The 12,407-nt window shown below is 63.7% G+C and carries 10 protein-coding genes; 6 read left to right on the forward strand and 4 right to left on the reverse strand.

Translation table 11 applies throughout. From position 1 onward, the window contains the following. Positions 1–3 precede the first annotated feature (3 nt). Genes FB548_RS08125 through pcp form a run of 4 tightly spaced genes read left to right on the forward strand, consistent with a single transcriptional unit; the run spans position 4 to position 3,090 of the window. Entirely contained in the window at positions 4–765 is a 762-nt protein-coding gene (locus FB548_RS08125) for a 5-oxoprolinase subunit PxpA (protein WP_142124282.1), read from the forward strand. Beyond that, on the forward strand, positions 762–1,460 hold the full coding sequence (locus FB548_RS08130) for a DUF969 domain-containing protein (protein WP_142124283.1): 699 nt from the start codon (positions 762–764) through the stop codon (positions 1,458–1,460). The genes FB548_RS08125 and FB548_RS08130 overlap by 4 nt, the downstream gene beginning before the upstream one ends. After that, a complete protein-coding gene (locus tag FB548_RS08135; RefSeq protein WP_142124284.1) occupies positions 1,447–2,412 on the forward strand; it encodes a DUF979 family protein in 966 nt (321 codons plus the stop codon). Before FB548_RS08130 ends, FB548_RS08135 begins: the two co-directional genes overlap by 14 nt. A 24-nt stretch (positions 2,413–2,436) precedes the next feature. Further along, on the forward strand, positions 2,437–3,090 hold the full coding sequence (pcp, locus tag FB548_RS08140; RefSeq protein WP_142124285.1) for a pyroglutamyl-peptidase I: 654 nt from the start codon (positions 2,437–2,439) through the stop codon (positions 3,088–3,090). A 19-nt stretch (positions 3,091–3,109) separates the two neighbouring features. On the opposite strand, the gene FB548_RS08145 is transcribed toward pcp, so the two are convergent. From FB548_RS08145 to FB548_RS08160, 4 genes are all read right to left on the reverse strand, one after another. Continuing rightward, positions 3,110–3,649, reverse strand: coding sequence for an RDD family protein (locus FB548_RS08145; protein ID WP_255470431.1), 540 nt, complete (start codon positions 3,647–3,649; stop codon positions 3,110–3,112). 34 nt (positions 3,650–3,683) lie between these two features. Beyond that, positions 3,684–4,256, reverse strand: coding sequence for a dCTP deaminase (gene dcd / locus FB548_RS08150; protein ID WP_093299617.1), 573 nt, complete (start codon positions 4,254–4,256; stop codon positions 3,684–3,686). Between the two features lie 99 nt (positions 4,257–4,355). Next, positions 4,356–5,198, reverse strand: coding sequence for an iron-sulfur cluster carrier protein ApbC (apbC, locus tag FB548_RS08155; RefSeq protein WP_142124286.1), 843 nt, complete (start codon positions 5,196–5,198; stop codon positions 4,356–4,358). A 46-nt stretch (positions 5,199–5,244) separates the two neighbouring features. Next, a complete protein-coding gene (locus FB548_RS08160) occupies positions 5,245–6,801 on the reverse strand; it encodes a sulfotransferase (RefSeq protein ID WP_185742031.1) in 1,557 nt (518 codons plus the stop codon). 267 nt (positions 6,802–7,068) lie between these two features. On the opposite strand from FB548_RS08160, the gene FB548_RS08165 reads away from it, so the two are divergent. Beyond that, entirely contained in the window at positions 7,069–10,110 is a 3,042-nt protein-coding gene (locus FB548_RS08165; protein ID WP_142124288.1) for a TonB-dependent receptor, read from the forward strand. Between the two features lie 198 nt (positions 10,111–10,308). Then, entirely contained in the window at positions 10,309–12,351 is a 2,043-nt protein-coding gene (locus FB548_RS08170; protein WP_142124289.1) for a prolyl oligopeptidase family serine peptidase, read from the forward strand. The last annotated feature ends 56 nt before the right edge of the window (positions 12,352–12,407 follow it).

Genomic DNA, 12,407 nt, shown 5'->3' on the forward strand with positions numbered 1-12,407 from the left:
CGCATGCACGCAACGCGCGACATCGATTTCAACTGCGACCTGGGCGAGAACTGCGGGGATGACGCCGCGCTCCTGCCCTTCATCAGTTCGGCCAGCATCGCCTGCGGCTTCCATGCCGGGTCGCCGGACACCATGCAACGGACAGTGGCGCTGTGCCTGGCGAGCGGCGTCGCGATCGGCGCGCACCCGTCGCATGCGGATCGCGACAACTTCGGCCGCATTCCGCACGCGATCGAACCCGCCGCCGCGTATGCGCTCACCCTGTACCAGATCGCGGCACTGGATGGCTTCGTGCGCGCGGCCGGCGGACGTCTGCACCACGTCAAGCCGCATGGCGCGCTCTACAACCAGGCAGCGCAGGAGAGGTCGCTCGCAGACGCCATCGCGCAAGCCGTGTGCGACCACGATCCTGGCCTGGTGCTGTACGGACTTTCCGGCAGCGCGCTCACTGCCGCCGGCGAAAGACTGGGCCTGAAGGTGGCGCATGAAGCCTTCGCCGAGCGCCGCTACGAATCCGATGGCAGCCTGACACCGCGCACCCACGCCGATGCCTGCCTGCCTTCCGTCGAAGCGTCGGTGGCGCAGGTCACGCGGATGTTGCGGGAGGGCGAAGTGGCATCCCGCACCGGACCTGCCGTAACCCTGCGCGCCGACAGCATCTGCCTGCATGGCGACCGCGCCGATGCCGCGGCCTTCGCGCGTGCGCTGCGCGAGGCCATCGAGGCGGCCGGTTTCGCGGTGCGCAGCATGGAGCGCCGCGCATGAACTACTGGCCATTGCTGGGCATTGCGGTGGTGGTCGCTGGCTTCGTGCTGCGCTTCAACCCGGTGATCGTGGTGGTCGGTGCGGGCTTGGTCAGCGGCGTAGCGGCCGGCAAGTCGATTCCCGAACTGCTGGCCTTGCTGGGGGAAAGTTTCGTCTCCAATCGCGCGCTGCTGATGTTCGCGCTGACCCTGCCCACCATCGGACTGCTGGAACGCGCCGGCCTGCGCGAGCATGCGCTGCGCTGGATCGCGCAGTTGCGCGGACTGACGCTGTCGCGACTGCTGGCGGGCTACCTGCTGGTGCGCCAGGGACTCAGCATGGTGGGGCTGATCGACATCGCCGGCCATGCGCAGACCGTGCGCCCGCTGCTGGCCCCCATGGCCGAATCGGCCGCGGAAAAGACCCGTGCGCCCCTGCAGCGCGAGGAAGCGCAACGCGTGCATGCGATGGCCGCCGCCACCGACAACATCGGTCGGTTCTTCGGCGAAGACGTGTTCCTGGCCTTCGGCGCGGTGCTGCTGATCCAGGGCTTCTATGCGCAGCACGGCATCGCGCTGGAGCCACTGCAGATAGCGCTCTGGGCGCTGCCGACGGCGATTGCCGCGTTCGTCATCCACGCGGTGCGCATCGTGCTGTTCCAGCGCCGGCTGGATCGCCATGCCGTGCCGAAGGAGCGCAGCGATGCTGTCGATTGACCAGTTCTACCTGCTGCTGGCGGCCTTCCTGGCCTACGCAGGGTGGCGGAACCTCCGCCAGCACCGGTATGCGCACGCCGCGTTCTGGGGCCTGATCTCGCTGCTGTTCGCGGGCGGCGGGCACGTGCTGCGCGCCAGCAAGGCCGGCGACCCGCTACCCGCGCAGTTGGCCGGCGCCGCGGTCATCGCGCTCGCCCTGCTGGCCACGCGCATGCGCCGGGAACCGCAGGATGAAGCGCCCGAAGCCCAGCGCCTCGCCTCCGCGTTGCGGCTGGGACATCGCCTGTTCCTGCCTGCGCTGCTGATACCCGCGCTGACCATCTTGGTGGTGCTGGCCGGGCCGCATGTATCGCTCGGCGGAACGCCGCTGTTCGCTTCCGCCGGCCTCACGCTGACCGGGCTGGCATTGGCCTGCACGGTCTCCACGCTCGCGGCGGTGGTGGCGACGCGCCAGCGCCCGTTGCGGGCCGCGGACGAAGGCCGGCGGCTGCTGGACACGCTGGGTTGGGCGGCGCTGCTGCCGCTCGTACTGGCGACCCTGGGCGGCGTGTTCGCGGCCAGTGGCGTGGGCGAAGCGGTGGCGTCGCTGGTCTCGATGGTGATTCCCGCCGAAAGCCGCATGGCCTGCCTGCTGGCCTTCGCGCTCGGGATGGTGGTGTTCACGGTGATCATGGGCAACGCGTTTGCCGCGTTCCCGGTGATGATGGCCGGCATCGGCCTGCCGCTGCTGGTGCAACGGCACGGTGCCGACCCGGCCATCCTGGGGGCGATCGGCATGCTGACCGGCTATTGCGGCACGCTGCTGACGCCCATGGCCGCCAACTTCAACATCGTGCCGGCGGTGCTGCTGGGGCTGGACGACCAATACGGCGTGATCCGCGCCCAGGCCGCCACCGGACTATGGCTGATGGGCACCAACGTGCTGCTGATGGCCTGGCTATGTTTCCGTTGATGCGACGTTTTCCCGAGCTTTGACATGACTACCACCCGCACCATCCTGCTGACCGGCTTCCAGGCCTTCGGCGGGGAACAGGTCAATCCCAGCTGGCAGGCTGTGTCGGCACTGCACGGCGTGCGCATCGTGGGCCACCGTGTGGTGGCTCGCGAGTTGCCTGTCGCCTTCGGGGATTCCCTGAAGGTGTTGCGCGCCGCCTTGAAGGAAACTCAGCCGACCCTGGTGATCTGCGTGGGCCAAGCGGGCGGTCGCGCGCAGCTGTCACTGGAACGCGTGGCCATCAACGTCGATGACGCCCGGATTCCCGACAATCTCGGCCAGCAACCAGTCGACCTGCCGGTCGTCCAAGGCGGTCCCGCAGCCTACTTTTCGACGCTGCCCATCAAGGCCATGCGCGAAGCCCTGCACGTCGCGGGCCTCCCTGCGGAGGTATCGCAGACGGCGGGCACCTATGTCTGCAACCACGTGTTCTACGGATTGATGCACGCGCTGCGGAACCGGCGCGGCGTGCGCGCCGGCTTCATCCACATTCCCTATTCACCCGCCCAGGCCACCACGCACGCCGGCTCGCCCAGCCTGGCGGTAGAGACGGTGACCAGCGCGCTGAAACTGGCAGTGCGAGTGGCGCTGAAGACGCCTTCGGACGTTCGCATGGCGGCCGGCGCAGAGCACTGATCCCCACGCCGTCTTGTCGCTAGTTCGCGCGTACCACGCGCGTCCCCGCAATCAGGTCATGCAGGCAGCGCTGGTCCTGGCGGAAGATCATCAGAGAATCAACCAAGGCATACAGGCCACCCACGCAGGGAATGTTGACGATGGCATGCGTGGGCAGGTAACGCTTCAACAACAAGTCAACCAGCGGCGGCTTGCGTCCTGCCAGATCCACGATCCTGATCGACAGCAGCTTCTTGCCCCACGTCTGCCCGCTGTCATGAAGCGGATAGCCCTGAATCACGGCGAAGAGCGCGAAACCTATGACGGCCCACAGCAGCATCGTCCCCAGCGGCATGGAACCCAAGCCCCCGGACTGGCCAGCCTCGAAGGCTTCCTGCCAGTAACCGGTCATCAACATGGGCGGCAGCGTCACGGCCAATGCGATGACGGCGTCTATCAGCACTGCCGCCAGTCGTGCCCATCGATCCGCCAGTTCATGGTTCTCGCTAGATGGTGGTGCGAGATGCGCAGCCGGCGCACGGTAGGGATCGTGCTCCGGCAAGGACGGAGGAGTCTGCATGGGTCCCTTCCTTGCGTTGATGAGACAGGTAGCGTCACGTACGCGGCAGCGTCACGCCGGTCTGGCCCTGGTACTTGCCGCCACGGTCCTTGTAGCTGGTCTCGCAGACGTCGTCGGCATCGGACTGGAAGAACAGCATCTGCGCCACGCCTTCGTTGGCGTAGATGCGCGCCGGCAGGGGCGTTGTGTTGCTGAACTCCAGCGTCACGTGGCCTTCCCATTCCGGTTCCAGCGGGGTGACGTTGACGATGATGCCGCAGCGCGCGTACGTGCTCTTGCCCAGACAGACCACCAGCGTGTCGCGCGGGATGCGGAAGAACTCCACCGTGCGCGCCAGCGCAAAGCTGTTGGGCGGGATGATGCACTCGTCGGCTTCGATGTCCACGAAACTCTTCGGGTCGAAGTGCTTGGGATCGACGATGGTGGAGTTGATGTTGGTGAACACCTTGAACTCGCGCGAGCAGCGCACGTCATAGCCGTAGCTGGAAGTGCCGTAGCTGACGATCCGCTCGCCGTTGGCCTGCTTCACCTGCCCCGGCTCGAACGGTTCGATCATGCCCTGCTGTTCGGCCATGCGGCGGATCCAACGGTCGCTTTTGATGCTCATGCAATTCCTGGTCTGGGGGAACGGTAGACCGCGCAGCCGGTGCGCGCGGCGGACGGGGAATTGTAGGGCGGGCCACGGCCCGCCGTCTTCGGCTGGCGGCTAGACCAGCGACGAGGCGATGGGCACGGTCGCCCGCGGCCTGAGCGCCAGCGTCGCCGCCATCACCCGCGCGGTCTGCCGATAGGCCTGTGCCGCAGCCGAATCCGGTGCGGCCACGACGACAGGCTGCCCCGCATCCCCCTGCTCGCGGATAGTGATGTCCAGTGGCAAGGACCCCAGCAGCGGCACACCGTACTGCGCCGCCATGCGCTCGCCCCCGCCCTGGCCGAACAGGTGCTCCACGTGGCCACAGTTCGAACAGGTGTGGACGGCCATGTTCTCGACGATGCCCAGCACCGGCACTTCGACCTTCTCGAACATCTTCAGCGCCTTCTTGGCGTCCAGCGTCGCGATGTCCTGGGGCGTGGTCACGATGACGGCCCCCGCGACCGGGATCTTCTGGGCCAGCGTCAACTGGATGTCGCCGGTACCCGGCGGCAGGTCGATCAGCAGATAGTCCAGATCGCCCCAGAGGGTGTCATTGAACAACTGCATCAGCGCCGACGTGGCCATCGGCCCGCGCCAGATCATGGGGGTGTCCTGGTCCACCAGCAGCCCGATGGACATGGCCTCCACCCCGAACGCCCGCATCGGCTCGATCGATTTGTTGTCCGGGCTATCCGGCCGCCCCGACAGGCCCAGCATGGCCGGCACGCTGGGCCCATAGACGTCGGCATCCAGCACACCTACCCGCGCCCCGTCGGCAGCCAGCGCCAGGGCCAGGTTCACCGCCGTGGTGGATTTTCCCACTCCGCCCTTGCCGGAGCCGACTGCGATGACGTTGCGGATGCGGGGGTGGGGTCGGAGATTGGCCTGAACGGCATGGGCAGTAACGGAATACATCACTCTCTCGATCATCAAGCAATGGCAAGTAGAACGTGCCGCCAACTCACGCTTTCAGGAAACCCGCATCCGTCAGCTTGCGGATCAGGGGCGCCAAGCCTTCAGCGTGCCTGCGCGAACTGTTTATCGAGCGCGTATGCACCGGTTCGCGTACTTGCGCGGCACTGGCGGTGGCGAATACCGCTTTGCTGTCGGGAACGCTCAGCGCATCGGGCGTCCATTCCAGCCCGCACCAGTCGTAAATGCGCTTGGCCTGTGCTTCCGTATCGGTAACCAAGTCCTCGTAGCGCACGTCCAGGATCACGCCCGGCAGGACCTCATGCCAGTGCTGCATCATGCGGCTATAGGCGACGTAGTAATCCGCCAGTTCGTCCAGATCGTAGGAAAAATCATAGGCATTGAAGAACAGCGTCTTGAAGATTGCATAGCAACTATCCAACGGATCGCGCACCAAGTGGATGATCTTGGCCTTGGGCAGCGCCTTGTGGATCATCCCGCCATACAAGTAATTGGCTGGCAGCTTGTCAATGAAACGTTCGCTGCCCCCTGCCATCTGCCGTGCGCCACGCATGTAGTCCCTGCCAAGCGCCGCAAAGTCCACTTTAATCGTCGCATCTGCAGGCGAGAGCTCCGGCGCATTCGCGCAGACCCGCTTGACGCCGGCAGTGAGATGGAAGCCGAAATCCATCAACTCTCCGGCGTCCTTCACTTTCCCGGATTGCAGGAGGATGCGCTCCGCTAGCGTGGTGCCGGTACGCGGCAAGCCGAGGATGAAGATCGCCCCCTCTTCGTCATGGCCAGCGACCGGCACTGCCATGGCGGCAGCGTTCTGGGCAGCACGGATCTCGTCGGTCATCCTGCTGAAAGCCGTGGCATCGTACTGGATTGCGCTGCGTTTCTTCTTCGCGCCCGCCAGCAACGAGGCGAACGCCTTCTCGTGCTCGCCGAGGTCCTCCTGCTCCTTCGCCAGCGCATAAAGGGCTCCGGCCTCGTCTTCTGCGGAACGGAAGGGCGACTTCAGACGCGACTCGATATCGGCTACGTTGTTCTGGTCCTTCCGCTGACGGCGCAGCGTGGAGCGCAGATAAATGACGGCTCCCGCCTGGGGGGACGCCCGCAACACGCTGTTGAGGTCCGCTTCCGCATTGTCCGCATCGCCCGCATAGAAGCGCGCAATAGCCAGGTCGTACCGCCAGCTCGGGTTGTCGGGTCCGCTGGCAAGCGCCTGTTCGTACTGCCTGATAGCCTCTCGCAGGAAATTGTGGTGATAGTAGAGTTTGCCCAACTGCCAGCGCAGCATCCGGTCACCGCCGGCCTGGGCGGCGATCTGGTCCGCGAGCGGCAAGATCTCGTCACGGCGCAAAAGCCGTGACAGCAGCCACGCCTTCTTGATCTTGAACTGGGGGTCCGGACTCGCCTGGATGGCCTGATCGATCCAGACGATGGCGGCCTCAAGATCTCCCTTGACGCGACAGGCTTCAGCGAGGAAGTAGAAGACACGCGCATCGCCCGGGTAGGCCTGGATCAGTGAGGTCCCAATCTCTACAGCCTCCTGGACCTTCCCCTGCCTCAGCAGCAGGTTTCCTTGGGCGATGTGTTGCATGACGTCTGCAGCCGCCCGTCGGGCGGCCGGGGAACTACTGGATCGATTGCTCATGTGAACGAGTCTATAACGCGCTGGTGCGCGCCCTCCAGTGCGCGAGGCGCGCGCCATACGAGACACACATCACAATCGAGGACGTTCACCAGTTGGGAAATTATTGTTAATGAATCGTGGTGTTCAGCGTGAATTTAGTGTTAGAGTCGGCTACCAGCGCTCAGAACACGAGCCTGAAAGTCCGTTAACTCGCTGATTTCAATGGAGATCCCGATGCCAACCAGCAGCCGCCTCAAGAACAGGCCCCACAAGAACCCTCTATCTTTGGCACTTGCCACTGCGCTGCTGCTGCCCGTAGGCGCGGCATATGCGCAAGACACGGCGAATAACGCTGAGCAGACCACGGAAACCAAGGAAGAAACCACTGCACCCAAGGCCACCACCACGCTCCAGAGCGTGACGGTAACCGGTTCGCGTATTGCCAAGGACACGTTCAACTCCGTGTCGCCGGTGCAGTTCATCACGCGTGAAGAAACCACCCTTGCTGGCTTCAACTCCACTGCCGCGGTCTTGCAGAGCAATACGGTCACCGGCGGTTCCGAGCAGATCAACAACGCGTTCGGTGGCTATGTCACCGATGGTGGGCCCGGCGCGAATACGCTGTCGTTGCGCGGCCTCGGTCCGACCCGCACCCTGCTGCTGCTGAATGGCCGCCGCATCGCGCCGGCGGGCTCGCGTGGCTCTGTCGGCTCGGCCGACTTGAACGTGCTTCCGAACATCATGGTCGACCGCACCGAAATCCTGAAGGATGGTGCGTCGTCGATCTACGGCTCCGACGCCGTCGCCGGCGTGGTGAACATCATCACCAAGACCAAGGTCGACGGTGCCACCGTGGAGTTCCAGCACAACGCCACCCAAAATGGCGGCGGAGACGAAACCCGCTGGTCGGCGCTGATGGGCAAGACCGGCAACAACTGGTGGGTGTCGGGTTCGTTCGAGATCTATGATCGCTCCGAGATGACCCTCGGCGACAAGGACTGGGCTAGCAAGTGCCCCCTTCCGCTCTACGGTCGTCGGGCCGATGGCAGCTACGGCGCCGACGACTATATCGATCCGGTGACCGGTGAGCCCAAGTGCTGGGGTCTGGATGCGGGCGGCGTGACCATCAATACCTTGGGCACGGCTTACCTGCTGGGTCGCCCGGGCCTGGGCAATCTGGGTTACTACGGCACCTACGCGCCTGAAGTGTTGCCATCGCTGGGCGGCTTCGACTACTTCAACCGCTGGCGCCCCAATGCCTCCATCACCGATGGCGATCTGCCGGGTTTCGAGGGCGTGGACTATTTTGGTCGCGACACCTACGACCCGCGCATGAAGCAGGAGTCGCTGATTTCGCCGACGACCAACTACACCGGCTTCCTGCAGGGTGGCGTTGATCTGAATGCGATGGGCGACGCCGAGCTGTATTTCGAACTGCTGGCCACGCGTCGCGAATCGCGCCAGACCGGCTACCTGCAGCACACCATCGACTACGCAGCCGGCAACCCGTTACTTGGCGCCTATTCCTTCCTGCCGGCTTTTGCCGCGGCGCCGGCCGACGGTTCCACCAATGGCCGCCCGATCGCCGCACGCGCCTTCGTTGGCTGGGGTCTGTACGACAACTGGCAGGAAGTGGACTTCTTCCGCGCCACCACCGGCCTGCGTGGCAACCTGGGTGCGGAATGGAACTACGACGCCTACCTCAGCCACGCGCGTTCTGAAGCCGATTACTACACCGAGAACCGCTTGACCGACCGCTACGCCAAGTCGCTGGACGTGGTGTCGGATGGCAACGGCGGCTTCGTCTGCCGCGACACGTCGGACGGCTGCGTCGCGGCCCCGATGCTCACCGCCGCGACGCTGCGTGGCGAACTGCCGCAGGCCTATCGCGACTACATCATGCAGGTCACCCACGGCAATACGGTCTACACCGAATCGACCTTCAATCTCGGCGTGAACGGCCCGCTGTTCGACCTGCCCTACGGGTCGGTGAACGGTGCGTTCGGCGTGGAGTACCGTCGCGCGGAAATTGACGATACTCCGGACCCGAACTCGGTCGCCAACAACCTCTACGGCTTCACAGCGTCGCAGCCGACCCGCGGCAAGGACTCCGTGCAGGAAGCTTTCGCCGAAGTCGAGTTCCCGCTGCTGTCGGGCCTGCCCGGCGCCGAAGAGCTGACTGTCAATCTGTCAGGTCGTTACACCGACTATGACTCCTACGGCGATGACACCACTTGGAAGATCGGCATGCTGTATACGCCGGTGAGCTGGTTGTCGTTCCGTGCCTCCCGCGGCACGTCGTTCCGTGCACCTGCCCTGTTCGAGCAGTACCTGGGCGCCACAAGCGGCTTCACTGCCAGTTCGGGTGATCCCTGCAACAACTGGGCGAGCAAGACCGGCAATGTTCGCGACAACTGCGCCTCGCTGGGCCTGCCGAACAACTTCCAGCAAAACAACAGCATCACCGTACTGACGCGTGGCGGCGCTGAAACCGGCTTGTCCGCAGAAACCTCCACCGCGCTGACGGCTGGTGTCATCATCCAGCCGGAGTTCCCAGAGTGGTTCGGCGACCTCTCGTTCGCTGCCGACTACTACGACGTCCAGGTCAACAACGGCGTCGCACGACCCTCCGGCGCGCAAGTGCTGAACCTGTGCTATGGCAGCTCCCCGGCCGATTTCAACGCCGGCACTGGCTTCTGCAACTTGGTGGTCCGCAACGCCAACAACACTCTGAACGTCACGACGGGTTACATCAACGTCGCCACGGACAAGGTGCGCGGCTGGGACTTCACCGCACGCTACGTGCGTGACATCGGCCAAGGCGAGTTCCGCGCCACAGCCATGGTTTCGCATTACCTGGAACAGTTGGGCCAGACGTTCCCGACCGATCCGGTGCGTGACTACGCCGGCAGCCTGAATTCACCGGAGTTCACCGGCCAACTGAATCTGTCGTACAAGCTGCGCAACTGGCGCGTGCGCTATGGGTTGGATTGGGTAGATGCAATCAACGGTTACGAGTACTACGAAAAGTACTTTGACACCGACTACCGCGACACCTACCAGATGGAAACCGACCACTATTTCCTGCACAGCGCTTCCGTGCAGTACAGCGGCGATGATTGGGCCATCACCGGCGGCATCCGAAACATCGCCGACAAAGAACCGCCGCGCATCTCCACCAGCGGTGCGACCAACATGATCGGCAATGCGCCCCTGTACAGCGGTGTCGATTACTTTGGCCGCACGTTCTTCGTGAATTTCACCAAGGACTTCTGATCCATCCCGACGTGTGAACCACCACCGCCGCTCTCCGGAGCGGCGGTTTTTTTTTGCCCACTGGAAAGCCCTGTCGACCGCACCCGCCGCATCGACAGTTGAAGCTCGTCGGTTAGGCGAAAACCGTTCGCGCGTATAGCGCATGTTGGTCAGTTTCCGTTTAATCTAGGCGTCACCATCCACTGGAATCCAATCGCTATGAGAGCAGTCGTTCTTGCCCTTGCAGCCGGTGCAGCGGCCCTGCTTGCGCACCCCGCGCACGCGGCATCGCCCGCAGTGCCCACCATCGATCAACTTGCCGCCTTCCCTGCCCTTTCCAGCTTGACCGTGTCTCCCGACGGCTCGCGCATCGCGGGTCTGGAGGCTAACGGCGAGAATCGCGTGATCGTGGTCTATCGGACCGATGCGCTCGACAAGCCCCCGACCCGGATCGGTAGCGACAGGATGAAGTTTTCATCGGTGTCGTTCATCAAGGACGGCCTGCTGGCCGTCTCACTATGGCAGCCGTATGACCTGCGTGTGGATCGTGTCACCAAGACTTTCGTCAACAAGTTCTTCATCACCGATATAGAGGGGAAGCAGTGGAAAGAACCGCTGCCGCAGGAGCGCGCAACCAGCCGCTTGCAGGAACTCGAACAGGCACTGTCCAACGCCAGCGTCCTTGACACGCTCCCCAACGATCCCGATCACATCCTGGTGATCAGCGGCTCAGGCAACAATTCGGGCGATGTGTACAAGGTCAACGTGCGTAACTTCACATCGCGCCGTATCCAGAAGACCGAGGAGCGGGTGGCGGGGTACATCACCGACCCCAACGGCGAATTGCGCGCGCGCCTGCGCAACGATATCGACGGGACCGGCGCGTACATCTCGACCGAGTTCCGCAATGTCGCGACCGATGCCTGGGAAGAACATTTCCGCTCGCACGTGAAGGATCGCGACATCAACCAGGTCATCGGCTTCGCCGATGACGCCAACATCGCGTTCCTGCTCAGCAACACCGGTCGCGACAAGGCAGTGATATACGAATACGACATCACGGCACGGAAGCGAAAGGAGATCCTGTTCGAGAACAAGATGTTCGATGCCAGCAACGTGCTGGTCAATCGGCAGCGCGGTATCGAAGGCTTGGCTCAGGGCGAGATCATGGGCGTCAGTTATGCAGGTCCGCGTGGCGACGACATCGTCTGGACCTCAGGCTACATGCAGGCGCTGGACAAGGGACTACGCCAGGCACTGAAGATCGAACCGGAGCCTCTTCGCGTGGTCGATCCCGCCACCGGCGAATCTGCCAACATCGCGTACGACAGCGACGCGAACTACCGATTGATCAGCCGCAGTCGCGACATGAAGACTCTGCTGATCGCGGTGACGGGACCCGCGCGTCCGCCGGAGTATTACTTGGCACGTAACGGCCAGCTTTCCCTGCTCGCCAAGGCATTCCCGCAGATTGACGCGCGCTCGCTCGGTATGGGCAATATGGTTTACTACAAGGCGCGCGATGGTCTGGACATCCCCGCCATCCTCACCACGCCCAACACCGAACTGTGCGGCGTCGGCCCTTGGAAGGCCGTCATCCACCCCCATGGAGGCCCATGGGGTCGCGACAATTTGGATTTCGATGGTTCCATGTGGGTGCCGCTGATGGTGTCGCGCTGCATGGCGGTGCTGCAACCGCAGTTTCGTGGTTCCGCCGACTGGGGACGCAAGCTGTGGATGGCGGGTGATGCCGAATGGGGCCAAAAGATGCAGGATGACAAGGACGATGGTGCGAAATGGCTGATCGAGCAGAAGATCGCTAGGCCGGGCCATATCGCCATGTTCGGATTCTCCTACGGCGGTTATTCCAGCTTTGCTGCAGCCGTGCGCCCTAACGGCCTCTACAAGTGCGCGATCGCTGGCGCGGGCGTGTCGGACATCAAGCGGATCTGGTCGCGCTACTACACCAATCCATTCTTCCGGCAAGCACAGGCGCCCACCGTCGAAGGTCTCAGCCCGCTGACCAAAGCGGATCAGATCCAGATTCCGTTGATGGTCTACCACGGCGACCGCGACCAGATCGTGCCGATCGAGCAGTCCGAGTGGTTCGTGAACAAGGCGAAAGCGGCAGGTAGGCCCGTCGTGTATCACGAGATCAAGGACTATGCGCATGGTCCTGCCTGGACACGTAACATCATGGGCGACCAATTGCGCGTGATCGACGACTACCTGACCAAGGATTGTGGCGGCGGCGGGCTCTGATCCGTCCTCGCTTCCTTCTCTGAACGAAACCCGGTCATGTGCCGGGTTTCTTTTTT

The sequence above is a fragment of the Pseudoxanthomonas sp. 3HH-4 genome (assembly GCF_006716465.1).
In the GTDB taxonomy this organism is placed as follows: domain Bacteria; phylum Pseudomonadota; class Gammaproteobacteria; order Xanthomonadales; family Xanthomonadaceae; genus Pseudoxanthomonas_A.

Bases quoted from the DNA above. Each gene is read 5' to 3' on its own strand.
- FB548_RS08125 (WP_142124282.1), top strand. From the start codon at position 4: ATGCACGCAACGCGCGACATCGATTTCAACTGCGACCTGGGCGAGAAC.
- apbC (WP_142124286.1), bottom strand. From the start codon at position 5,198: ATGTATTCCGTTACTGCCCATGCCGTTCAGGCCAATCTCCGACCCCAC.
- FB548_RS08130 (WP_142124283.1), top strand. From the start codon at position 762: ATGAACTACTGGCCATTGCTGGGCATTGCGGTGGTGGTCGCTGGCTTC.
- FB548_RS08160 (WP_185742031.1), bottom strand. From the start codon at position 6,801: ATGCAACACATCGCCCAAGGAAACCTGCTGCTGAGGCAGGGGAAGGTC.
- pcp (WP_142124285.1), top strand. From the start codon at position 2,437: ATGACTACCACCCGCACCATCCTGCTGACCGGCTTCCAGGCCTTCGGC.
- dcd (WP_093299617.1), bottom strand. From the start codon at position 4,256: ATGAGCATCAAAAGCGACCGTTGGATCCGCCGCATGGCCGAACAGCAG.
- FB548_RS08170 (WP_142124289.1), top strand. From the start codon at position 10,309: ATGAGAGCAGTCGTTCTTGCCCTTGCAGCCGGTGCAGCGGCCCTGCTT.
- FB548_RS08135 (WP_142124284.1), top strand. From the start codon at position 1,447: ATGCTGTCGATTGACCAGTTCTACCTGCTGCTGGCGGCCTTCCTGGCC.
- FB548_RS08165 (WP_142124288.1), top strand. From the start codon at position 7,069: ATGCCAACCAGCAGCCGCCTCAAGAACAGGCCCCACAAGAACCCTCTA.
- FB548_RS08145 (WP_255470431.1), bottom strand. From the start codon at position 3,649: ATGCAGACTCCTCCGTCCTTGCCGGAGCACGATCCCTACCGTGCGCCG.